We start from the raw sequence: 21,869 nt of genomic DNA, 5'->3' as shown, positions 1-21,869 counted from the left end.
ATGCGGCTCGATGGCGGGTGCAAAAGTGCTGCCAGGCGACAGTTAATGATGGGGTTGCGACTTGGGGAACCGGGTTGCGGGGGCACGACAGACAGCGGTTTCTCCGACTTTTGGCGGCTTGTGTGGGCGCAGCCTGCTGTGTATCTTGAGCAGCCTTTGGCCGTTTGGGCGGTCACGACCCTATTTTTGAGATTGGCCCCACGAGGCGAATCTGACGTTATCTAAATAAAAAATTGAGGAGCACATCGATGCGCGTCATTCTGCTGGGAGCTCCCGGGGCCGGTAAAGGTACTCAGGCTAAGTTCATCACCGAAAAATTCGGCATTCCGCAAATCTCCACCGGCGACATGCTGCGTGCTGCGGTCAAGGCCGGCACCGAGCTGGGCATCAAGGCCAAGAGCATCATGGATGCCGGTGGCCTGGTGTCCGATGACTTGATCATCGCCCTGGTCAAGGACCGTATCGCCCAGCCTGACTGCGCCAACGGTTTCCTGTTCGACGGTTTCCCGCGCACCATTCCCCAGGCTGAAGCCCTGGTGACTGCCGGTGTCGAGCTGGACGCAGTGGTTGAAATCGCCGTTGAAGACGAAGAGATCGTGCAGCGTATCGCCGGTCGCCGCGTTCACGAGGCCAGCGGTCGCGTTTACCACATCGTCTACAACCCGCCGAAAACTGCCGGCAAGGACGACATCACTGGCGAAGAGCTGGTGCAGCGCAAGGACGACACCGAAGAAACCGTGCGTCATCGCCTGTCGGTCTACCATTCGCAGACCAAGCCGCTGGTGGACTTCTACCAGAAGCTGTCGGCTGCCAACGGCAAGCCGAAGTACAGCCATATCGAAGGCGTCGGTTCGGTTGAATCGATCACCGCCAAGGTGCTTGAAGCACTGAGCTAAAAAAACGCTTCATCTTCTACGGCCCGCTTGCGGGCCGTAGTTGTTTATACTGGCGCACTTTTTCTGACCTCTCTTGTGGATACATCGATGAGCACCTTGCTGGCCCTGGACACCGCGACTGAAGCTTGCTCCGTTGCCTTGCTGCATGACGGCAAAGTGACGAGCCATTACGAGGTGATTCCGCGCCTGCATGCACAGAAGCTGCTGCCGATGATCCAGCAGTTGCTCGCCGATGCCGGCACCACCCTGCAAGCGGTCGACGCCATCGCCTTCGGTCGGGGGCCGGGCGCGTTCACTGGCGTGCGCATTGCCATCGGCGTGGTGCAAGGCCTGGCGTTTGCACTCGATCGTCCGGTATTGCCGGTGTCGAACCTGGCGGTGTTGGCCCAACGCGCCTATCGCGAACACGGCGTCAGCCAGGTCGCGGCGGCCATTGATGCGCGGATGGACGAGGTGTATTGGGGCTGCTACCGCGAAACCGCGGGGGAGATGCGCCTGGTCGGCGCCGAAGCGGTATTGCCTCCGGAGTCGGCCGCGTTGCCGGCCGATGCCAGTGGCCAATGGTTCGGTGCAGGCACCGGCTGGGGTTATGCCGAGCGCATCGCCGTCGACCTGAGCGGCCAGGATGCGGGCATGCTGCCCCACGCCGAAGATTTGCTGACCCTGGCGCGGTTTGCCTGGGCGCGGGGCGAGGCGATCGTGGCGGATGAGGCGCAGCCGGTTTATCTGCGGGACAAGGTAGCGACGCCTAAGGCGCGTTAATCCTTGAAACCGTGTCGTCCCATTCGCGAGCAAGCCCGCTCCCACAGGATTTACGCCAATCCCTGTGGGAGCGAGCCGGCTCCGGGCGGCGATCCGACGAAGGCGATCTCCCTGACGAAACCAATCGTCGTTTTCTAACCCCGGGTTTTAAACCTTTTGCCTTTTATGTGTTCTAGTTATCACTGGGCGGTTTGCGATGTGGCTTAGGTGCCACTAGACTGCCATTACTGATACCGAGCATGCACCTATGCGTATAGACGGCGTTTCCTCTCAGTCCTACCCCATCAAGCGCAAGCCTCGCAAAGACCAGGTCGTGCATGACGAGTCCGTCGATATCGAAGGCGAGCTGGAGTTCGCCTCTGAAGAGCAACTGGCTGCCCGTGCCGCCAAAGCCGCTGCGCAAAAGCTGAGCAATCTTCCCGCCCGTCAGCAGGACATGCTTTATCACCGCGCGATGAGCAGAAGCGTGGCAATGGCACTCTCCAGCTATCTGAGTACTGCCAGTTTCGTCGATTGGGATGCGCAAGTGCTGGGCCTCGATCTGTACATCTGATGCTGCCTTACTACCTCGGTTGCCCGTCCTGGAGTGAAAGCGCCTGGCGCGATTATTTGTATCCAGCAGATGCCAGGCCCGCGGAATTTCTCGATCTGTATTCCCAGGTATTCAACGCCGTCGAAGGCAATACAACCTTCTATGCGAGCCCGGCTGCGAGCACGGTGCAGCGCTGGGCAGAAACCATGCCCGAGCATTTTCGCTTCACCGCCAAATTTCCCGGTGACATCAGCCACGGCGGTGACTTGCGCGATCAACTGACCGCCGCCGAGACCTTCACCCAACTGCTCAGACCCCTCGGTGAGCGGGTTTCGCCACTGTGGTTGCAGTTGTCGAAAAGCTTCACGCCACAACGCTTGCCCGAACTGGCCGGCTTTATCGATGGCCTGCAACGACCGCTGGCCGTAGAAGTGAGGCATGACGACTTTTTCGCCAAGGGTGATAGCGAGCGCGAGCTCAATCGCCTGTTGCTCGATCGCGGTGTCGAGCGCATTTGTCTCGATCCCCGTGCGTTGTTCAGCTGCACCTCGACCGAGCCTTCAGTACTGCACGCCCAATCGAAGAAACCCCGTGTGCCCCCGCGTCCGGCAGCATTCACGCGGTTTCCACAGGTGCGCTTCATCGGTCATCCGCAGCTTGAGGCCAACGATCCGTTCCTGCTGCCGTGGGTGGAGAAAATTGCCCTGTGGATCGAAGAGGGCCGTACGCCCTATATCTTCCTGCACACCGCCGACAATCTGCTCGCGGCGAAACTGGCGCAACGTTTTCATGCGCGCCTGATGCTGCGACTGCCTGGCTTGCCGGCGCTGCCTGAGCTATACAGAGAGCCCGCGGCCGAGCAACTTGGCTTGCTCTGACAGCGGACTCGTTTCCCTACAGGAGCCTGCCAATGGATGCGCAAACCCTTCGAGCCCAAGCGTTCAGAGCCCTGCACGAACGCCAAGGGGCTTTTGTGATCCCCAATCCGTGGGATGCAGGTTCGGCGAAAATACTCGCCAGCCTGGGTTTCGAGGCGCTGGCGACCACCAGCGCCGGTTACGCTTTTTCCCAGGGACGCCCCGATGGCGGCCTGACCCTGGACGACACCCTGGCCAACGTCCGGGCGATCGTCGCCGCCACCGACCTGCCGGTCGCGGTCGATCTGGAAAACGGCTTTGCCGATGATCCCGCCGAGTGCGCGCAGAGCATTCTGGCGGCTGCGGGCGCCGGTGCCGTCGGCGGTTCGATCGAAGACTTCACCGGCCGTGCGCAGGGGCCGATTTATTGTTTCGAGCATGCCGTCGCGCGCATCGAGGCCGCCGTCGCGGCCGCCCGCAGCTTGCCTTTCGCGTTTACGCTGACCGCCCGGGCCGAGAATTTCCTGCATGGCAATCCGGATCTGGCTGACACGATTCGCCGCTTGCAGGCGTTCGCCGAAGCCGGTGCGGACGTGTTGTATGCGCCGGGATTGCGCAATGCGGACGAAGTCCTGGCGGTGGTCCGCGCCGTGGCGCCCAAGCCGGTCAACGTATTGATGTCCGGCGGCTTGAAGCTGACGGTCGAGCAACTGAGCGAAATGGGCGTCAAGCGCATCAGCGTCGGCTCGGCGTTGGCCTTGGCGGCGATGGGCGAGTTCTATCGCGCCGCCGGGGAGATCAGGACAGCGGGCACGTTCGGCTTCACGTCACGCTCCATGCCGTACGCCCAGGCCAATCAGTTTTTCAAAGGCTGACGATGCGGCTTCGCGGGTATCTGCTGCTGGTACTGGTGATCATCGCAGCGGCAGGTGCGGGCGTCTGGCGCGGCTGGATTTCGCTGCCGCCGCAGTGGAATCCCTGGGCACCGCTGGACGTAAAGGCCGCGCCGAACCTGTTGACCCGCTACAAACTGATGCGGCTGCGCGCTGATCCGCAGCTGTGCGACCAGGCGCTGAGCAGCTCTGGATTGCGTGTGACCCGTCAGGCCGACAGCCCGGACGCCGAATGTCCGCTGACCAATACCCTGCGAGTCCAGGGCAGCGGAGTCGCCCTGAGCAGCAGTTTCCTCGCCAGTTGCCGACTGGCGGTGTCGTTTGCCCTGTTCGAGCATCACGCTTTGCAACCGGCGGCGCAGGCGGTCTATGGGCAAGCGGTCACCCGGGTCGATCATCTTGGCAGCTTTGCCTGTCGCAATGTCTACAGTCGCGAGAATGGCAGGCGTAGCCAGCATGCGTCGGCCAATGCGCTGGATATCGCCGGTTTTCGCCTGGCTGACGGTCGGACCATCAGCGTGCTAAAGGATTGGCCGAAGGATAATCAGGACGCGCAGTTTCTAAGGCAGGTTCGCGATGGCGCCTGTGGCCTGTTCAGTGTGGTGTTGAGCCCGGATTACAACGCCGCCCATCGCAATCACTTTCATGTGGATGTCGGGCCGTGGTGGGTCTGTCGTTGAGGCTCAGGCGGCGAGGCGCAGGTTCTGCAGAACGATCGGGCGCGCCCAGCGGCTGTCGAAATCGAGCTGCTTCTGTTGTTCCACCAATTCTTCAGGCGAGAACGGCGGGAACGGCTTGTCCAGCAGCTCGAGTTCGAACTCGGCGATGGGCAGGTGCAGCGCACGCGGTTGTGGAGTCGGGCCCGCTGCTGGAAGGTGCTGGCCGGCGGTGAGTACGATCGGTCGGACCCAGCCGCTCTCGAAGTCCTGCTGCTTTTGCTGGGCGTCGATTTCTTCAGGCGGGAAGGGTGGGAATGGCTTGTCGGCCAGGTCCATGTCGAACTCGGCAATCGGCAGGAACAACGGCTCTGGCGGACGAACTTCGTTGTCCCTCACGTCGCATTCGCGCTGGGAAACGATGTGTGCCAGCAAGTCGCTGCCAACGCTGGGCTCAACCGGGCTGTCGAGATCAACCGGTGGAAAATTCAACGATTCAGGCAGCACTGCCTCACCCGACTGTTCGGCCAGCGCACGGGCAAAGAAATCCTGCCAGATGTGACTGACGCCGCTCAGCGCCTGGGTGTTGCGCAGGTTGTAGTCGCCGTAGGGCGAGATAAAACCTGTGATTGTGGGTTGAATGTCTGACATTTCTCTCGGTCGACGCTCAGCTCTGGCAAAATGCTCGTTAGTTTTGTTATCGGCCGTTTTTGCCGATCATTAATTTTTTGAGCGTGTTTTCCGATGATTGATCAACCTGCGGCCTGCCGCATCCATGTCGAGGCGCTGGGCGCGGCCTTCGAGCCCCAGGCCGAGCAATGGGCCGAGCGCCTGGGCCTGCCGCTACAAATGGCTGATGGCGAGTTCGCGTTGCAGGTGGGTGACCAGGGGTTGCAGCTGCAACAGTTGGGGCCGGATGCGCCAGGCCCGGTACGGGTGGATTTCGTCGAGGGAGGTGCGGCGCATCGGCGGTTGTACGGTGGCGGTAGCGGCCAGATGATCGCCAAGGCTGTCGGCATCGCCCAGGGCGTACGCCCGCGTGTGCTGGATGCCACCGCCGGGCTGGGCAAGGATGCGTTCGTGCTGGCCAGCCTGGGCTGCGAGATGAGCCTGATCGAGCGTCAGCCATTGATCGGTGCCTTGCTCGAAGATGGCCTGGCCCGGGGCGCGGAAGATTTCGACGTGGCGCCAATCGTGGCGCGCATGCGCCTGCTCAAGGGCAATTCGATCGAGGTGATGCGCCATTGGGAGGGCGACCCGCCGCAGGTGATCTACCTCGACCCGATGTTCCCCCATCGTGAGAAAACCGCCTTGGTGAAGAAGGAAATGCGCCTGTTCCGGCCGCTGGTAGGGGATGATCCCGATGCACCGGCCTTGCTCGAAGCGGCATTGGCGTTGGCCACCCACCGGGTTGTGGTGAAGCGCCCGCGCAAGGCGCCATGCATCGAAGGGCCGAAGCCGAGTCATGCACTGGATGGCAAGTCCAGTCGATATGACATCTATCCGAAAAAGGCGCTCAAGCCGTAAGACCGAGTCGTCCCAATCGCGAGCAGGCTCGCTCCCACAGGGAATCTACGATGTGGCATAGATCCATGTGGGAGCGAGCCTGCTCGCGATGGGGCCAGACCCGGCAGCCTGAATCTATTTGGCTCACTCAGGCCGATAAGCCCGCATGAACAATCCCACCACTTCCTGCACATGGCTCTCGGCCGCATCGCCGGTCAACGGCTCGCCGCAGCCGTAAAGCAACCGAAAGTTCGCCGCGCCCTTGAGCAGGCAGAAGAAGTGTTCCGCCGCGTTGCGCGGTTTATCGATACTCAACACGCCGCTTTCGTTGATTCGCGCCAGCAACCGCTCCATGCCGTGGAGCATGCGCTGGGGCCCAGCCTCGAAGAAGATCAGCGAGAGTTTCGGGTCCTGGCTGCCCAACGCCATGATCAGGCGATGCAGGTTCACCGACTCGTCGCTGTTGATCAGCTGATGAAAGCCGCGGGCGATGTTCAACAACACCGTTTCCACGGCCACGCCTTCCGGCAATTCGAAGAACAGCGACGGCAATTGCTCCTCGCACTTGGCCACCACGGCGGCGGAGAACAGCGTCTCCTTATCGTTGAAGTGACTGTAGACCGTCAGCTTCGACACCCCGGCCTGCGCAGCGACTGCATCCATGCTGGTGTTGGCGTAACCCTTGGTCAAAAACAGCGTTTTCGCTGCATCGAGGACCGCCTGGCGCTTGGCCAGATCCTTGGGGCGGCCCGGGCCACTGGGTGCTGAAAGATTGTTCGGCATATTCGCTTTTATTACTGGACTGGTGAGTTTGCTATTAATAACATACTCGTCAGTATAATTATTCCAAGCACCATTGGCGAAAGGTCCTTCACCATGTTCCGCTATGCCTTGCCCCTCGCGTTGCCAGTCACCCTGGCGTTTTTATTGACCGCGTGTGGTCACGAGGAGGCGCCTGCTGTCAGCGTGCGCCCGGCCATGGTGGTGCAGCCACAGCCTTCGACCCAGGCGACGGAAAGCTATCCCGGCGAAGTCCGCGCTCGCTTTGAACCGGACCTGGCGTTCCGCATTGGCGGCAAAGTCAGCCGACGACTGGTCGACGAAGGGCAGCGGGTCAAGGCCGACCAACCGCTGGCGGAACTCGATCCCCAGGACGTACGCCTGCAACTGGAAGCCACCCGCGCCCAGGTCGCCGCCGCCGAAGCTAATCTGAACATGGTGCGCGCCGAGCGTGATCGTTATAAAACCCTGATGGAGCGGCAGCTGGTCAGCCGTTCGCAGTACGACAATCACGAAAACCTTTATCGGTCCGGTGAAGCGCGTCTTAAACAGATCAAGGCCGAATTCAACGTCTCGACCAATCAGGCCAGTTACGCGGTACTGCGCGCGCCGCAGGATGGTGTAGTCGCCAAGCGTGCGGTGGAAGTCGGGCAAGTCGTCGCGGCCGGGCAAACGGTGTTCACCCTGGCCACCGATGGCGAGCGGGAAGTGTTGATCAGCCTGCCGGAGCAGAGCTTCGGCCGCTTCAAGGTCGGCCAGCCGGTGTCGGTTGAATTGTGGACGCAACCGGATCAGCGCTTCGCCGGACACATCCGCGAACTGTCGCCGGCCGCCGATCCCAAGTCCCGCACCTTCGCTGCGCGTATCGCCTTCAATGCCGGCAGGGTGCCGGCAGAACTCGGCCAGAGCGCCCGGGTCTTCGTGCAGACCGACGCGGCCGTACCGTTGTCGGTGCCACTGTCGGCGCTGACCGCGGAAAATGGCGTGACCTACGTCTGGGTCGTCAGCGCCAACAACACCTTGAAGAAGACCCCGGTGCGGGTCGGCGCCTTCGGTGAAAAAACCGTCCCCGTGCTCGAAGGCCTCAGTGCCAGCGACTGGGTAGTGGCCGCCGGCGTCCATGTGCTTCTCGACGGGCAACAAGTGCGTCCGGTGGATCGCTCCAACCGCGTGGTCAATCTGGCGGACAAGGAGTAATCCCCGATGGGTTTCAATCTTTCTGCCTGGGCGCTGCGTAATCGCCAGATCGTCCTGTTCCTGATGCTTTTGCTGGCGATCGTCGGCGCACTGTCCTACACCAAGCTGGGTCAAAGCGAAGACCCGCCGTTCACCTTCAAGGCCATGGTGATCCGCACCAACTGGCCGGGAGCGACTGCGCAGGAAGTCTCGCGCCAGGTCACCGAGCGCATTGAAAAGAAGCTGATGGAAACCGGCGAGTACGAGCGCATCGTGTCGTTCTCCCGCCCGGGTGAATCCCAGGTGACGTTCATCGCCCGTGACTCCATGCACTCGGTGGATATCCCGGACCTCTGGTATCAGGTGCGCAAGAAGGTCAGCGACATTCGTCACACCCTGCCGCCGGGCATTCAAGGGCCGTTCTTCAATGATGAATTCGGCACTACCTTCGGCAATATCTACGCCCTGACCGGCGAGGGCTTCGATTACGCCGTGCTCAAGGACTATGCCGACCGCATCCAGATCCAGCTGCAGCGGGTCAAGGATGTAGGCAAGGTCGACCTGCTCGGATTGCAGGACGAAAAGGTCTGGATCGAGCTGTCCAACGTCAAGCTCGCCACCCTCGGGCTGCCCCTGGCGGCGGTGCAACAGGCGCTTGAAGAGCAGAATGCGGTGTCCACCGCCGGGTTCTTCGAAACCAGCAGCGAGCGATTGCAGCTACGGGTCACGGGTAATTTTCAGACGGTCGAAGAGATCAAGAACTTCCCGATTCGTGTCGGCGATCGGACGTTCCGCATCTCGGATGTCGCAAACGTGCGACGCGGGTTCAACGATCCACCGGCACCGCGCATGCGCTTCATGGGTGAGGACGCCATCGGCCTGGCCGTGGCCATGAAGGACGGTGGTGACATCCTGGTGCTGGGCAAGGCCCTGGAAATCGAGTTTGCCCGTATCCAGAAAAATCTCCCGGCCGGCATGCAACTGCGCAAGGTCTCCGACCAACCGGCTGCGGTGAAGACCGGGGTCGGCGAGTTCGTCCAGGTGCTGGTCGAAGCGCTGGCCATCGTGTTACTGGTGAGCTTCTTCTCCCTCGGTGTGCGCACCGGCATGGTGGTGGCCCTGGCCATTCCGCTGGTGCTGGCGATGACGTTCGCCTGCATGTATTACCTGGGGATTGGCCTGCACAAGATCTCCCTCGGCGCGCTGGTGCTGGCGCTGGGCTTGCTGGTGGACGACGCCATCATCGCCGTGGAAATGATGGCGATCAAGATGGAGCAGGGCTTCGACCGGATCAAGGCGGCGAGTTATGCCTGGACCAGTACCGCCTTCCCGATGCTCACCGGCACGCTGATCACCGCTGCCGGTTTCCTGCCGATCGCCACCGCGCAATCGGGTACCGGTGAATACACCCGGTCGATCTTCGAAGTGGTGACCATTGCGCTATTGGCGTCCTGGGTGGCGGCGGTGCTTTTCGTGCCGTACCTGGGGGAAAAACTCCTGCCGGACCTGGCGAAAATTCATGCAGCCAAACACGGTGCCGGCCAACCCGATCCCTACGCCACGCCGTTTTATCAGCGCGTTCGGCACCTGGTGGAATGGTGCGTGCGCTGGCGTAAGACGGTGATCATGGCGACCGTGGTGCTGTTCATTGCGTCCATCGTGCTGTTTCGTTTTGTGCCACAGCAGTTTTTCCCGGCGTCGGGCCGACTGGAGTTGATGGTCGACCTGAAACTGGCCGAAGGCGCGTCCCTGAGCAACACGGCCGAGGAGGTCAAGCGCCTCGAAGCCTTGCTCAAGGACAAAGCCGGGATCGACAACTACGTGGCCTACGTCGGCACCGGTTCGCCGCGTTTTTACCTGCCGTTGGATCAGCAATTGCCAGCGGCGAGCTTCGCCCAGTTCGTTGTCCTGGCGAAAACCATCGAGGAGCGTGAATCCCTGCGCACCTGGCTGATCACTACCCTCAACGAACAATTTCCGGCCATGCGCTCGCGGGTCACTCGTTTGGAAAACGGTCCGCCGGTTGGTTATCCGGTGCAGTTCCGGGTGACCGGTGAACACATCGAGGAAGTCCGCGCACTGGCCCGCAAAGTCGCGGCCAAGGTTCGCGAAAATCCCCATGTGGTCAACGTCCACCTGGACTGGGAAGAGCCGAGCAAGGTGGTGTACCTGAACATCGATCAGGACCGTGCGCGGGCATTGGGGGTGAGCACGGCGAACCTGTCAAAGTTCTTGCAGAGCTCGCTGACCGGTTCCAGCGTCAGCCAGTACCGCGAAGACAACGAGTTGATCGAGATCCTGCTGCGCGGCACCTTGCACGAGCGCACCGAGCTGTCGCTGCTGCCAAGCCTGGCGGTGCCGACCGACAATGGTCGCAGCGTGGCCCTGTCGCAGATAGCGACCCTGGAATACGGCTTCGAGGAAGGCGTGATCTGGCACCGCAATCGCCTGCCCAACGTCACCGTGCGTGCCGACATTTATGGCAAGGAACAACCGGCGACCCTGGTGCAGCAGATCATGCCGACGCTGGACCCGATCCGCGCGGAACTGCCTGACGGGTATTTGCTGGATGTGGGCGGTACGGTCGAGGATTCTGCGCGTGGGCAGAACTCGGTGAAGGCGGGCGTGCCATTGTTTATCGTGGTGGTGTTGACCTTGCTGATGCTGCAATTGCGCAGTTTTTCGCGCACCGCGATGGTGTTCCTGACAGCGCCCCTGGGCTTGATCGGGGTGACGCTGTTCCTGATGGTGTTCCGTCAGCCGTTCGGGTTCGTCGCCATGCTCGGGACCATCGCGCTGTCGGGGATGATCATGCGTAACTCGGTGATCCTGGTGGATCAGATCGAGCAGGATATCGCTGCCGGGCTGAAACCCTGGCAGGCGATCATCGAGGCCACGGTGCGGCGTTTCCGGCCGATTGTGCTGACCGCGCTGGCGGCGGTCCTGGCGATGATTCCGCTGTCGCGCAGTGTGTTTTTCGGGCCGATGGCAGTGGCGATCATGGGGGGGTTGATCGTGGCGACGGCGTTGACGCTGTTGTTCCTGCCGGCGTTGTATGCGGCCTGGTTCCGGGTCAAGAAAGAACCGGCCTGATTGTTCAAGCGTGTACACCTGTAGGAGCTGCGGCAGGCTGCGATCTTTGATCTTGATTGTCAAAATCAAATAATCGTCCAACCACGGCCCGAACCTGCGGCACTTCCTACAGCCATATCAGAACCGTCCGATATTGAGACTCGCAGGTCCGGATGTTGTACTCAAGACTCGGTTTCACGAGTTTTCGAGACAGCTCCAATGAAGAAGCCACCCATGCTGAAGGGGCGGTCAGACCCGGTTTTTGATTTGCTGACAAAGTCGCCCCACAAGGAGCGCCTCACTGAATACCTCGCCTTGCTCAAGCCCCTGGACGAGCAGGGGCGCTATTTGCCATTCGATGATTTGCGTTATCGCTGGGCCTCTGGACTGGATTCGAATCTTTGCTGGGCTTTGGTCAAGAAAGCCCGAACAGCGCAGTACGCCAGCCTGTTGCCATTGGGTGAGCCGGTGCAATGGGGCCGTTTCCTGTTGACGCCCTTGGCGCAAAAAGCGATTTCCTCCGTGGACCGTCGAACGACGACGGCCGCGTTGGAATACATGAGCAGCCAGATCGGCGAGAACGCGCATTTCAGCTACCTGCTCAACGACCTGATCGAAGACGAAGCCATCAGCAGCAGTCAGCTCGAGGGTGCAGCGACTACCACTCGGGTGGCCAAGGACATGCTCAAGCGCCATCGCCTGCCGCGTACGCCGGATGAGCGAATGGTCATCGGCAATTACAGGATGATGAACTTTGCCTGGGAGAAACGGAACGAGCCCTTGAGTGTCGAGCTAATCACGGCACTTCATCGCGTTGGCGTATCCGGTATCGACGATGCGCAATATTCGCCAGGGCATCTGCGGATCAGGGATGACGTGGTGGTGCAGGACGGCCAGGGCAATACCGTTCATGTACCGCCTCCCGCCGCGGGGCTCGCTGCCCGATTGCGGGTGTTGTCGCAGTGGATCAATCAATCCCATGACGATCCGCACCGTGTGGATCATCTGCACCCGTTGATCAAGGGCATCGCGCTGCATTTTGCCCTGGGTTATGAGCATCCTTTTCGCGATGGCAACGGCCGCGTCGCGCGGGCGTTGTTCTACTGGTTCATGTTCAAGAACGATTTCTCGGCGTTTCGCTACATCGCAATCAGCGTCTTGCTGCGCAATGCGCCGGTGAAATACGGCCGTTCCTATCTCAACACCGAAGCGGATGACCTGGACCTGACGTATTTCATCGATTTCCAGTGTTTGGTGGTGCTGCGTGCTGTCAGCAGTTTTACCGAGGCCTACAGGAAAAGTCTTGTTAATGCCGAGAGCCTTGATCGTTGGTTGTCGGAGTCCGGGTTTTTCGAGCGGCTGAGTGGGAAGCAGCGGGCGGTGTATCAGGTGGCCAGGAGCGGGATGGCGAAGGAGTTTACGGCGATCAATGTGAAGGAGAATCTGGGGTGTTCGTACAACACGGCGTCGGCCACCTTGAACGGATTAGTGGATTTGGCGTTGTTCGAGAAACGCAAGCTGGGGCGTGAGTGGGTGTATTTTCTGCGTGTTAAAGCGAACTGATTTGTGGGAGCGAGCCTGCTCGCGAAGACGGTAAGCCTGCCAACATTTATGTTGACTGAACGGGCCTCATCGCGAGCAGGCTCGCTCCCACAGGTTTTTCGGTGAGGTTTAGAGCGTACCAAATACTTTCTTGGCCAAACTGGTCGCCGCCGCCGCCGGGTTCTGGCGGATGGTTTCTTCCTGTTTGCCGATCATCTCGAACAAGCCATTCAACGCCTGTTCGGTCACATAGTTTTCGACGTTGGCATTCTTCGCGTCGATCACGCCCATGGTCGCGGCCTGGCCGGCGAAGGAGTTGTACTGCTGGGCCAGGCCGACCTGGTCGGTGGCTTGCTTGACGATCGGCAGGAATTTGATGCGGATTTGTTCGCGGCTGGTCTTGTTCAGGTATTGGGTGGCCGAGTCATTGCCGCCGCTGAGGATGCCCTTGGCGTCTTCCACGGTCATTTTCTTCACCGCATCGACGAGGATTGGCTGGGCCTGGGTCACGGCGTTTTCCGCCGCTTTGTTCATGCTGGTTTCCAGTTGGTCGACCTGATCACCCATGCCGAACTGTTTCATTTTGCTGGCGACCTTGCCCAGTTTGCCCGGCAGCTCGATTTTCACCTCCGGGTTGTTGCTGAAGCCACCCGGGGTGCCGAGTTGTTTCACGGCCAGTTGCGCGCCTTGGGTCAGGGCGTCCTTGAGCCCGCCGGTGGCGTCTTTCTGCGACAGGTCGCTGAGGGACAGTGCCGCGGCGCTGGCGGAGATCATCAAGCCTGCGCACAGGCCGGCAAAGCTTAGGGTGGGGCGGAACATGGCAACTTCCTTTTTCAAAAAAATTCTGGGCGAGTCAATCTAGACGGTTGGCGTGGGCTGATCCGCCGCATCTTCGCTGCGATGCAACGCCACCTGACGGATCGACAAGCGAATCTCTGCCGGCAACACCCGTTTGGCCGCGCCTTCGGCCAGTTCGCCGAGCAGCTCGTGATAGCTCAGCTTGCCGGCCTCGTCGCGCTTGAGCACTTGAAGGTCGAGCATCGTCTGGATGAAGTGGCGGAACAGGCTCTTGTCGAAGAATTCCGGGGCGTTCAAGCCATGCAGTATCGACAGGCGCTGGGCCATGACCGTGCACAGGTCTTCCAGCTCTTCGGCGCTGATGCTGTTCTGGCCGCTGTTGAGCAGCAAGGACACGGTCATGTAGAAACGCTGCAACGTCTGGGCGATGCTTTTCGACAGCAGCGTCAGCAGCACAAAATGCCGCGAGCTTGGCGCCGGGCGCAGGTACACGTTGTTTTCGAAACGCAGCAAGCCTTGCTCGACGAAGGCTTCCAGCCACTGGTCGATCACCGCGTCCAGTTCGTCCAGCGACCAGCGAATGAACAACTCCGCTTGCAGGTAGGGGTACAGCGCACGGGTGTAGCGCAGGACCTGTTCGCGGCTCATGCGCGACGCGCTCTGGAAGAAACTCGCGAGCAGCGACGGCAGCGCAAAGATGTGCAGCACGTTGTTGCGGTAGTAGGTCATCAGGACGGCGTTCTGCTCGTCCAGGTAGAGAATCTTGCCCAGGGCGTCGCTTTGCTCGGACAGCAGGTCCATGTCCTTCACGTGCTCAATCAGAGCGCGACCATCGCCGTCCGGCAGCGTGGTGTGCGGCGAGTACGGGACTTTGCGCAACAACGCCAGGTACAGGTCGAGGACACGCGCCATTGCGCGATCGTCCAGGGCCAGGCGGCTGGTGGACAGCAGCGCCAGCGCAACCAGGTTGACCGGGTTGATCGCCGCCGCTTCGTTCAAGTGCCGGGCGACTTTTTCACCGAGGCGGTTGGTGGTTTCGTTGAGCCAGGCCGGTTTGAACTGCGGGCCCAGTGCCTGCGTGCGCCAGTCCGGCTGCTCGCTGTCGAGGAATTGCGCGAGTTTGATCGGCTCGCCGAAGTTCACCGCCACTTGCCCGAAGCGCTGCTTGAGTGCGCCGATGACTTTGAAGATGTCGAAGATCGATTCTTTCTTCTTGGTCGCGCCCCGCAACTCGCCAAGGTAGGTGCGGCCTTCCAGCACGCGCTCGTAACCGATGTACACCGGTACGAAGACGATGGGCATGCGCGACGAACGCAGGAAGCTGCGCAAGGTAATCGCCAGCATCCCGGTCTTCGGTTGCAGCATGCGCCCGGTGCGTGAGCGGCCGCCCTCGACGAAGTATTCGACCGGGAAGCCTTTGGTGAAGAGGGTGTGCAGGTATTCGTTGAATACCGAGGTGTACAGCGGGTTGCCCTTGAAGGTGCGGCGCATGAAAAACGCACCGCCGCGACGCAGCAGGCCACCGATCCCCGGCATGTTGAGGTTGATCCCGGCGGCGATGTGCGGCGGGGTCAGGCCATTGCGGAACAACAGATAGGACAGCAGCAGGTAGTCGATATGGCTGCGGTGGCAGGGTACGTAGATCACTTCGTACCCCGGGGCGACTTTTTGCACCCCTTCGATGTTGTTGACCTTGATGCCGTCGTAGATCTTGTTCCAGAACCAGCTCAGCACCACTTCCATGAAGCGGATCGCAGTGTAGGTGTAGTCCGAGGCGATCTCGTTGCCGTAGCGCAGGGCTTGGGCCTTGGCTTTTTCCGCAGAGATGTTTTCACGCTCGGCTTCGTCGAGGATCGCTTGCTTGACCAGCGGCTGGTTGACCAGGCCCTTGACCAGATTGCGCCGGTGGGAAATATCCGGTCCGATGACGGCGGCTTTGAGGTTGCGAAAGTGCACCCGCAAAATGCGCTGGGCCATGCGCACGGTGCGCTCGTGGCCCTTGTTGTGCTCGATCAGTTCGCGCAGGTGGATCGGCGCGGAGAACTGCACGCGGGTCTTGCGGCCCAGCACGATGATGCTGAGCAAGCGACGCAAACGCCCGGTGACGGCCCAGCTGTCGGCGAACAACAGCTTCCATGGACTGTTTTCGCTGTCCGGCGACTGGCCCCAGAACACGCTGACGGGAATGATCTGCGCGTCTTCGGCAGCGTTCTGGCTCAAGGCGCTGACCAGGCGGGTCAGGGTGGGCGGTGCGCCGCGCTTGTCCTGGCGGCCTAGCCAGTCCGGGTCCGGGGTCAGGTAGAAGAACGCGGCCGGTTCCAGCAGGTTGCCCACCGAGACTGGCAGCACCGGGCGCGGCAGGCCGGCCTTGGTGCATTCGGTGTCGACCACGGCGAGGTCGGTCAGCGAAGGATTTTGCAGAACGTAGAACACCGGACGACTGCGGTCGAGGTTGAGGGTGAACGACGACTGGTTGATCGTCTCCGAGCGAACCCAGAGGTACAACAGCCGGCGCAGGGTGCCAAACACAAGACGGCGGAACGGGGAGCGGGTCATACGGCTTCTGCGTGAGTGAATAAAACCGAGCGTTTGCTCGGGCGCTCGATAGTGTGCCGGATTCGCTGAAAATCGGCAAAAAAGCAGTCAACCAATCTGTAGTTGAGACTTTTTGTGTGTGTCATATACTCGGCCGCTCAAAATAAAAACAACGGGGGTACTGACATGGTTACGCGCGAAACCGGCAATGTGAAGTGGTTCAACGACGCCAAGGGCTACGGCTTTATTCAGCGCGAGGACGGGGTGGACGTGTTCGTGCATTACCGCGCGATTCGCGGGGAAGGGCATCGCTCGCTGACCGAGGGTCAGCAGGTGGAATACGCGGTGGTGACCGGCGAGAAGGGCTTGCAGGCTGAGGATGTGGTAGGTCTGTAACTCGGATCTTCAGATCACCCAGAACCAATGTGGGAGCGGGCTTGCTCGCGAATGCGGTGTGTCAGTCAATGTTGATGGCGACTGACAGACCGCATTCGCGAGCAAGCCCGCTCCCACATGTGATTGGCGTCGTTTACGCGGTTTTCCAGGTGATCTCTTCTTCACCGTCGGCGCTGATGCGAATCCAGCGATCCGCCGTCTCTTCACCTTCTTCCTCGACCCAGCTACCCGGTGCGCAGCGCACTTCGACGTTGAGTGCGGCGAACGCGGCGCGGGCGCAGGCGATATCGTCGTCCCACGGCGTCTGGTCGCTTTCCAGGTACAGGCTGTTCCATTTCCCTACGGCCTTGGGCAACCAGGTTACTGGCACGTTGCCAGCCTTGCATTTGTAGGTCTGGCCTTTCTGCACCCAGTCGGTGCACGGGCCCAATGCCGTGCCGAGCCAGGCCGAGATGGCCTTGTGGTCGACGTCGGCGTCTTTCAGGTAAATCTCGATATCGGGTTGGCGCATGGATGTCCTCACTGCGTGTCTGAAAAATCCATTCGCGGATTTAGCCGGTCTCGGGCCGTTGCCCAAGGCCAAAAATGTTTGAAGTTATTGAAGTACGAAATAATCGTAGCGCATCGACACGGTGACCTCGAAAGGTTCGACCTGATCGACAACCGCTGCCCGGCGTTCGGCACTGGCACGCCAGCCGTGGGGCGTCATGGCCAGCAGGTTCGCCCGGTCCTGACCGCTGGCAAGCGTCAGTTTGAATGTCAGGGTTTCGCTGTGTGCCAGTGCCATGCCTTCGGGCACCAGGTCCAGGTGCTTGTCGTCGATGTACTCGCGGACTTCGTCGTACAGCCGCTCACGCAGCTCCATCAGGTGGCCGCTGGTCGGCCCGACTTTCATCAGGCCGCCGCCGGGGCTGAGCAGGCGCTTGGCTTCTTCCCAATCCAGCGGGCTGAAGACACTGGCCAGGAACTGGCAGCTGCCCGACGCGAGCGGCACGCGGGCCATGCTGGCGATTAACCAGGTGAGTCCGGGATTGCGTTTGCAGGCACGCTTGACCGCTTCCCGGGAAATGTCCAGGGCGTAGCCGTCGGCGTCCGGCAAGGCGTCGGCGATTTGCGCGGTGTAATAGCCCTCGCCACAACCGATGTCCACCCAGCGCTGTGGCGCGTAGCCGGCAGCCAGTTCCGCGAGGCGCTTGGCCACCGGCGCATAATGGCCGGCGTTGAGGAAGTCGCGGCGGGCCTCGACCATCGCCTGGTTATCCCCAGGGTCGCGGCTGTTCTTGTGCTGCACCGGCAACAGGTTCAGGTAACCCTGGCGCGCGCGGTCGAAACGATGCCCGGCGGGGCAGGCCACGCCGTTGTCCACCGCGCTCAGCGGTTCGCTGCAGATCGGACATGCCAGCATCAGGCGAGCAACTTGATCAGGGTCTGGTAGTAGATTTCGGTGAGCACATCGAGATCGGCCGCCAGCACCCGCTCATTGACCTGGTGGATGGTCGCGTTGACCGGCCCCAGCTCAACCACTTGCGTGCCCATGGTCGCGATGAAGCGGCCATCGGAGGTACCACCACTGGTGGACGCCTTGGTTTCCCGACCGGTGATGTCCTTGATGCTCGACGACACCGCATCGAGCAGCGCGCCCGGTTCGGTGAGGAACGGCAGGCCGGACAATGCCCAATCGATGTGCCAGTCCAGGCCATGCTTGTCGAGGATATCGGCGACGCGCTTCTGCAGGCCTTCGACGGTGGATTCGGTGGAGAAGCGAAAGTTGAACACCGCGATCAGGTCACCCGGGATCACGTTGGTCGCGCCGGTCCCGGAGTTGACGTTGGAAATCTGGAAACTGGTCGGCGGGAAGAAATCGTTGCCGTGGTCCCAGTGCTCGGCGGCCAGTTCGGCCAAGGCCGGAGCTGCAAGGTGGATCGGGTTCTTCGCCAGGTGCGGGTAGGCCACGTGGCCCTGAACACCGCGTACGGTAAGCTTGGCGCCGAGGGAGCCGCGACGGCCGTTCTTGACCACGTCACCGACCAGGGTGGTGCTCGACGGTTCGCCGACGATGCACCAGTCCAGACGCTCCTTGCGCGCGGCCAGGCGTTCAACCACCGCCTTGGTGCCGTGATGCGCCGGGCCTTCTTCATCGCTGGTGATCAGGAAGGCGACCTTACCCTTGTGGTCCGGGTAGTCGGCGACGAAACGCTCGGCGGCCACGGTCATCGACGCCAGGCTGCCTTTCATGTCCGCCGCGCCGCGGCCGCAGAGCATGCCGTGCTCGTCGATCACCGCGTTGAACGGGTCGATCTGCCAGGCCGTCACGGGACCGGTCGGCACCACGTCGGTGTGGCCGGCGAAGCACAGCACGGGCCCATCGTGTTTGCCGTGGGTGGCCCAGAAGTTATCCACATCTTCGATGCGCATCGGTTCCAGGGCAAAACCGGCATCGCCCAGGCGCTGCATCATCTGCTTCTGGCAATCGGCATCGACCGGGGTCACGGACGGACGGCGGATCAGGTCGATGGCGAGTTGAAGGGTCGGCGAAAGGTCGGCGTGGGCCGTCATGGAAAACTCCGGAAGCTGTAAATGCGGGAGCGAGCCTGCTCGCGATGGCGGTCTGTCAGCCAACATAGTTGTTGAATGTGACGGACTCATCGCCAGCAGGCTGGCTCCCACAGGTATTGGGTCGGGCCATAAGGCCGCTGGGCGCGCAAAATGGCGGTTATCTTAAAGCAAAACGGCGACCATTGGCCGCCGTTTAGTGCATCCGGGCTGATTTAGACCACCGGTGCCGTTTGCCCCTCGACCGACGGTTTCGGCAGCGACGACAGGAACGCCATGATCAGCGCGGCCAGGTACGGCAGCGACTGCACCAGCAACATGGTCACCCAGAAGCGCATGTCGTTGCTCGGCATGCCGTTCACCAGGTAAATGCCCAGGGCCGCGCCCCACAACAGCAACATGATGAACACTTCTTCTCGAGCCTCGGAAATCGCCACCCAAAAGCCGTGGTTATCGGCGTTTTTCGGCGTGCGGAAGAACGGAATGCTGCTGGTGAAGAAGCCGTACAGCACTGCCTTGGCGATGGTGTGCGACAAGGCCAGCCCGGCCAGCGCCGCGCAGAATGCATCCTTGAGGTTCACGCCCACCGCACGACGGTAGAGGAAGATGATCTTGCCGACCTTGAACACGAACAGCGCCAAGGGCGGGATGGCGAAAATCAGCAGCGGCGGGTCGACCCGTTGCGGCACGATGATCATCGCCGCCGACCACAACAATGCGCCGACGGTGAAGAAGATGTTCATGCCATCGGCCACCCACGGTAACCAGCCCGCGAGGAAGTGGTAGCGCTGGCCGCGCGTCAGTTGGGTGTCCTTGCCGCGCAGCAGGCTGGCGGTGTGGCGCTTGATGATCTGGATGGCGCCGTAGGCCCAGCGGAAACGCTGTTTCTTGAAGTCGATGAAGGTATCGGGCATCAAGCCTTTGCCGTAGCTGTCGTGGTAATACGCCGCCGACAGGCCTTTTTCGAACACGCGCAAGCCCAGTTCGGCGTCTTCGCAGATGCACCAGTCGGCCCAGCCCAGTTCTTCGAGCACCGAGCGGCGGGTCATGGTCATGGTGCCGTGCTGGATGATCGCGTCACGGTCGTTGCGGGTGACCATGCCGATGTGGAAGAAGCCTTTGTATTCCGCGTAGCAAAGCTTCTTGAAGGTGCTTTCGTTCTGGTCGCGGTAATCCTGCGGCGATTGCACCACGGCGATCTTCGGATCGGCGAAGTGCGGCACCATGTGCTTGAGCCAGTTGGGGTGCACGCAGTAATCGGAGTCGATCACGGCGATCACTTCCGCATCCTTGGCGGTGTGCGGAATCAGGTAGTTCAGCGCGCCGCCCTTGAAACCGGCCAAGGGTGCGACGTGGAAGAACTTGAAGCGCGGACCGAGGGTTGCGCAGTAATCGCGCACCGGTTCCCAGACCGCCGGGTCCTTGGTGTTGTTGTCGATGATCAGGACTTCGAAGTCCGGATAGTCGAGGTTGGCCAGGGCGTTGAGGGTCTGTTTGACCATCTCCGGTGGCTCGTTGTAGCAAGGCACGTGGATCGACACTTTTGGACGGTAGCTGGAGTCGCCTTCCACCGGCAGGAACTCGCGTCGGCGCTTGTGCACCCACACGGCTTCGGCCAGTTCATGGGCCTCGGTCAGCAATACGATGAATACACCGAGCGCACCAAGCGCTAGCAGGAATCCTACGGTCAGGCTGAACCAAGTGCTGTATTGCTGGCTGTAGTCATAACCGATCCACACCAGCACCGAACCGCAGAGGAACGCGATGAAGGTCAGGAAGGTACGGCCACGCTGACGCAGGGCCGAGCCGTCGATCATCAGCAAGGTCAGCGACAGCAAAGCCAGCACCACCGAGCCGATAGCCAGCACACGCCATTGCGGAATGGCGACCACCGGGCCTTCGAAGTTGAATTTCTGTTGGCGCGCGGCGTTGAACACGCCCCAATAAGCACCCACCGAGCCTTCATCGCTGGCCTTCCACGGTTGGTCGAACGCTTCGATCACGAAGTAGTTGAAGCCCTGGCGGTTGAGCTTGTTGACCAGGGTTCTCAGGTAGATCGCCTGGTCTGCCGGCGACGCATCGGCGCCTCCGCGCATGCGGCCGTTGCTCGGCCAGCCCACTTCGGACAGCAGCAGCGGCTTTTTCGGGAACATCTTCTTCAGGTCGCGGGCGCGATCGAGGACGAACTGCCCGGCCTTGTCCATCGGGATGAATTCCCAGTACGGCAGCACGTGGGCGGCGATCAGGTCGACGTGCTTGGCCAGTTCCGGGTGCTCTTTCCAGACGTGCCACTGTTCGGACGTGGTCACCGGCACCTTCACGGCGGCGCGGACGCGGTCCAGCATGACGCTGAGTTCCTGGGCAGTGATTTCCTTGCGGAAGATCGCTTCGTTACCGACCACCACGCGAACCACACTGCGTGAGGTATTGGCGATTTCGATGGCGCGGGTGATTTCGCGCTCGTTGCGCTCCTGGTCCGGGCTGATCCAGATTCCCAGCGTCACCCGCAGGCCGAACTCTTCCGCCAGTTTGGGAATGTTCTCCAGCGTGCCATCGACCGAGTAAGTACGGATGTTGTCCGTCAGCTTGCTCATGATCTCCAGGTCACGACGCATTTGATCGTCGGTCGGGTACTGCTCTTTCTGTGGGAATTGACCCTGCTGGAAAGGTGAGTACGAGAAGCCGGAGATCTGTTCGGGCCAGTTGGGGGCGGTCACCGGGCGATTGATCAGCGCCCAGAAGCCGGTAAACAAGGCAGCGATGGCGAGCACCACCACCAGGTTGAGTCCAAATTTACGCGATGACATAGTTATTTCGGGTTCCAAAGACTGTGGAACGAAGGAACGGTCGGACCGCCAAGGGGCGCGCATCCTACACTGGGCATTCTCTGAACGTACAGCGGACAGGGAATTACC

Annotated in this window: 19 protein-coding genes; 11 read left to right on the top strand and 8 right to left on the bottom strand. The window is 61.1% G+C overall.

All coding sequences use genetic code 11. The features are described from left to right. Positions 1 to 248 precede the first annotated feature (248 nt). From adk to BKX96_RS15010, 6 genes are all read left to right on the top strand, one after another. On the top strand, positions 249 to 896 hold the full coding sequence (adk, locus tag BKX96_RS15035; RefSeq protein ID WP_046816485.1) for an adenylate kinase: 648 nt from the start codon (positions 249 to 251) through the stop codon (positions 894 to 896). A gap of 87 nt (positions 897 to 983) precedes the next feature. After that, the gene (gene tsaB / locus BKX96_RS15030) at positions 984 to 1,658 is read left to right on the top strand and encodes a tRNA (adenosine(37)-N6)-threonylcarbamoyltransferase complex dimerization subunit type 1 TsaB (RefSeq protein ID WP_046816486.1); all 675 of its coding nucleotides are present in this window, start codon (positions 984 to 986) and stop codon (positions 1,656 to 1,658) included. 247 nt (positions 1,659 to 1,905) lie between these two features. After that, positions 1,906 to 2,211 (top strand): hypothetical protein, encoded by a 306-nt coding sequence (locus BKX96_RS15025; RefSeq protein ID WP_046816487.1) that lies wholly within the window; start codon positions 1,906 to 1,908, stop codon positions 2,209 to 2,211. Further along, entirely contained in the window at positions 2,208 to 3,068 is an 861-nt protein-coding gene (locus tag BKX96_RS15020; RefSeq protein WP_082240494.1) for a DUF72 domain-containing protein, read from the top strand. The genes BKX96_RS15025 and BKX96_RS15020 overlap by 4 nt, the downstream gene beginning before the upstream one ends. Positions 3,069 to 3,100: 32 nt before the next feature. Beyond that, positions 3,101 to 3,922 carry an isocitrate lyase/PEP mutase family protein gene (locus BKX96_RS15015; RefSeq protein WP_077184472.1) on the top strand — a complete coding sequence of 274 codons (822 nt, stop codon included), beginning with the start codon at positions 3,101 to 3,103 and terminating at the stop codon, positions 3,920 to 3,922. Between the two features lie 2 nt (positions 3,923 to 3,924). After that, positions 3,925 to 4,620 (top strand): extensin-like domain-containing protein, encoded by a 696-nt coding sequence (locus BKX96_RS15010; RefSeq protein WP_077184471.1) that lies wholly within the window; start codon positions 3,925 to 3,927, stop codon positions 4,618 to 4,620. A gap of 3 nt (positions 4,621 to 4,623) precedes the next feature. Here the strand turns inward: BKX96_RS15010 and BKX96_RS15005 are convergent, their stop codons facing one another. Beyond that, positions 4,624 to 5,247 carry an energy transducer TonB gene (locus BKX96_RS15005; RefSeq protein WP_077184468.1) on the bottom strand — a complete coding sequence of 208 codons (624 nt, stop codon included), beginning with the start codon at positions 5,245 to 5,247 and terminating at the stop codon, positions 4,624 to 4,626. Positions 5,248 to 5,340: 93 nt separating this feature from the next. On the opposite strand from BKX96_RS15005, the gene BKX96_RS15000 reads away from it, so the two are divergent. Further along, complete coding sequence (locus BKX96_RS15000; protein ID WP_046816492.1) at positions 5,341 to 6,123, top strand: class I SAM-dependent methyltransferase; 783 nt, start codon at positions 5,341 to 5,343, stop codon at positions 6,121 to 6,123. Positions 6,124 to 6,246: 123 nt separating this feature from the next. Here the strand turns inward: BKX96_RS15000 and BKX96_RS14995 are convergent, their stop codons facing one another. Continuing rightward, complete coding sequence (locus BKX96_RS14995) at positions 6,247 to 6,885, bottom strand: TetR/AcrR family transcriptional regulator (RefSeq protein ID WP_046816493.1); 639 nt, start codon at positions 6,883 to 6,885, stop codon at positions 6,247 to 6,249. Positions 6,886 to 6,978: 93 nt separating this feature from the next. Between BKX96_RS14995 and BKX96_RS14990 the strand changes: the two genes are divergently transcribed. From BKX96_RS14990 to BKX96_RS14980, 3 genes are all read left to right on the top strand, one after another. After that, on the top strand, positions 6,979 to 8,079 hold the full coding sequence (locus BKX96_RS14990; RefSeq protein ID WP_046816494.1) for an efflux RND transporter periplasmic adaptor subunit: 1,101 nt from the start codon (positions 6,979 to 6,981) through the stop codon (positions 8,077 to 8,079). Between the two features lie 6 nt (positions 8,080 to 8,085). Beyond that, positions 8,086 to 11,151: an efflux RND transporter permease subunit gene (locus BKX96_RS14985; RefSeq protein WP_046816495.1), complete on the top strand. Its 3,066-nt coding sequence runs from the start codon at positions 8,086 to 8,088 to the stop codon at positions 11,149 to 11,151. Between the two features lie 198 nt (positions 11,152 to 11,349). After that, complete coding sequence (locus tag BKX96_RS14980) at positions 11,350 to 12,693, top strand: Fic family protein (protein WP_046816496.1); 1,344 nt, start codon at positions 11,350 to 11,352, stop codon at positions 12,691 to 12,693. Positions 12,694 to 12,801: 108 nt separating this feature from the next. On the opposite strand, the gene BKX96_RS14975 is transcribed toward BKX96_RS14980, so the two are convergent. Together BKX96_RS14975 and plsB are read right to left on the bottom strand one after the other, a co-directional pair. Next, positions 12,802 to 13,491 (bottom strand): DUF4197 domain-containing protein, encoded by a 690-nt coding sequence (locus BKX96_RS14975; RefSeq protein ID WP_046816497.1) that lies wholly within the window; start codon positions 13,489 to 13,491, stop codon positions 12,802 to 12,804. 39 nt (positions 13,492 to 13,530) lie between these two features. Further along, positions 13,531 to 16,026 (bottom strand): glycerol-3-phosphate 1-O-acyltransferase PlsB, encoded by a 2,496-nt coding sequence (gene plsB, locus BKX96_RS14970; RefSeq protein ID WP_046816498.1) that lies wholly within the window; start codon positions 16,024 to 16,026, stop codon positions 13,531 to 13,533. Between the two features lie 165 nt (positions 16,027 to 16,191). Here plsB and BKX96_RS14965 point away from each other — a divergent pair, with 165 nt between their 5' ends. Continuing rightward, complete coding sequence (locus BKX96_RS14965) at positions 16,192 to 16,401, top strand: cold-shock protein (protein WP_077184466.1); 210 nt, start codon at positions 16,192 to 16,194, stop codon at positions 16,399 to 16,401. 133 nt (positions 16,402 to 16,534) lie between these two features. Here BKX96_RS14965 and BKX96_RS14960 read toward each other — a convergent pair whose 3' ends face one another. The 4 genes from BKX96_RS14960 to BKX96_RS14945 all read right to left on the bottom strand — a co-directional run bounded on the left by BKX96_RS14960 (position 16,535) and on the right by BKX96_RS14945 (position 21,761). Beyond that, positions 16,535 to 16,912: a hypothetical protein gene (locus BKX96_RS14960; RefSeq protein ID WP_046816499.1), complete on the bottom strand. Its 378-nt coding sequence runs from the start codon at positions 16,910 to 16,912 to the stop codon at positions 16,535 to 16,537. A gap of 84 nt (positions 16,913 to 16,996) precedes the next feature. Continuing rightward, complete coding sequence (locus tag BKX96_RS14955) at positions 16,997 to 17,806, bottom strand: putative RNA methyltransferase (protein ID WP_077184464.1); 810 nt, start codon at positions 17,804 to 17,806, stop codon at positions 16,997 to 16,999. Continuing rightward, positions 17,806 to 18,957: a succinyl-diaminopimelate desuccinylase gene (dapE, locus tag BKX96_RS14950; protein ID WP_046816501.1), complete on the bottom strand. Its 1,152-nt coding sequence runs from the start codon at positions 18,955 to 18,957 to the stop codon at positions 17,806 to 17,808. Before dapE ends, BKX96_RS14955 begins: the two co-directional genes overlap by 1 nt. A gap of 212 nt (positions 18,958 to 19,169) precedes the next feature. After that, positions 19,170 to 21,761, bottom strand: a complete 2,592-nt coding sequence (locus BKX96_RS14945; protein WP_046816502.1) for a glycosyltransferase — start codon at positions 21,759 to 21,761, stop codon at positions 19,170 to 19,172. Positions 21,762 to 21,869: the final 108 nt, after the last annotated feature.

The organism is Pseudomonas putida (assembly GCF_001976065.1).
In the GTDB taxonomy this organism is placed as follows: Bacteria; Pseudomonadota; Gammaproteobacteria; order Pseudomonadales; family Pseudomonadaceae; genus Aquipseudomonas; species Aquipseudomonas serbica.
The sequence above is the reverse complement of the archived record's forward strand: the minus strand, read 5'-3'. Positions and strand labels throughout refer to the sequence as shown.

What these genes read in the sequence shown, in the direction of transcription:
- BKX96_RS14990 (WP_046816494.1), top strand. Translation starts at nt 6,979, where the DNA reads ATGTTCCGCTATGCCTTGCCCCTCGCGTTGCCAGTCACCCTGGCGTTT.
- BKX96_RS15015 (WP_077184472.1), top strand. Translation starts at nt 3,101, where the DNA reads ATGGATGCGCAAACCCTTCGAGCCCAAGCGTTCAGAGCCCTGCACGAA.
- BKX96_RS14945 (WP_046816502.1), bottom strand. Translation starts at nt 21,761, where the DNA reads ATGTCATCGCGTAAATTTGGACTCAACCTGGTGGTGGTGCTCGCCATC.
- BKX96_RS14985 (WP_046816495.1), top strand. Translation starts at nt 8,086, where the DNA reads ATGGGTTTCAATCTTTCTGCCTGGGCGCTGCGTAATCGCCAGATCGTC.
- BKX96_RS15010 (WP_077184471.1), top strand. Translation starts at nt 3,925, where the DNA reads ATGCGGCTTCGCGGGTATCTGCTGCTGGTACTGGTGATCATCGCAGCG.
- BKX96_RS15025 (WP_046816487.1), top strand. Translation starts at nt 1,906, where the DNA reads ATGCGTATAGACGGCGTTTCCTCTCAGTCCTACCCCATCAAGCGCAAG.
- BKX96_RS14980 (WP_046816496.1), top strand. Translation starts at nt 11,350, where the DNA reads ATGAAGAAGCCACCCATGCTGAAGGGGCGGTCAGACCCGGTTTTTGAT.
- BKX96_RS15000 (WP_046816492.1), top strand. Translation starts at nt 5,341, where the DNA reads ATGATTGATCAACCTGCGGCCTGCCGCATCCATGTCGAGGCGCTGGGC.
- BKX96_RS14995 (WP_046816493.1), bottom strand. Translation starts at nt 6,885, where the DNA reads ATGCCGAACAATCTTTCAGCACCCAGTGGCCCGGGCCGCCCCAAGGAT.
- tsaB (WP_046816486.1), top strand. Translation starts at nt 984, where the DNA reads ATGAGCACCTTGCTGGCCCTGGACACCGCGACTGAAGCTTGCTCCGTT.
- adk (WP_046816485.1), top strand. Translation starts at nt 249, where the DNA reads ATGCGCGTCATTCTGCTGGGAGCTCCCGGGGCCGGTAAAGGTACTCAG.
- BKX96_RS14975 (WP_046816497.1), bottom strand. Translation starts at nt 13,491, where the DNA reads ATGTTCCGCCCCACCCTAAGCTTTGCCGGCCTGTGCGCAGGCTTGATG.
- BKX96_RS15005 (WP_077184468.1), bottom strand. Translation starts at nt 5,247, where the DNA reads ATGTCAGACATTCAACCCACAATCACAGGTTTTATCTCGCCCTACGGC.
- dapE (WP_046816501.1), bottom strand. Translation starts at nt 18,957, where the DNA reads ATGACGGCCCACGCCGACCTTTCGCCGACCCTTCAACTCGCCATCGAC.
- BKX96_RS14960 (WP_046816499.1), bottom strand. Translation starts at nt 16,912, where the DNA reads ATGCGCCAACCCGATATCGAGATTTACCTGAAAGACGCCGACGTCGAC.
- BKX96_RS14955 (WP_077184464.1), bottom strand. Translation starts at nt 17,806, where the DNA reads ATGCTGGCATGTCCGATCTGCAGCGAACCGCTGAGCGCGGTGGACAAC.
- plsB (WP_046816498.1), bottom strand. Translation starts at nt 16,026, where the DNA reads ATGACCCGCTCCCCGTTCCGCCGTCTTGTGTTTGGCACCCTGCGCCGG.
- BKX96_RS14965 (WP_077184466.1), top strand. Translation starts at nt 16,192, where the DNA reads ATGGTTACGCGCGAAACCGGCAATGTGAAGTGGTTCAACGACGCCAAG.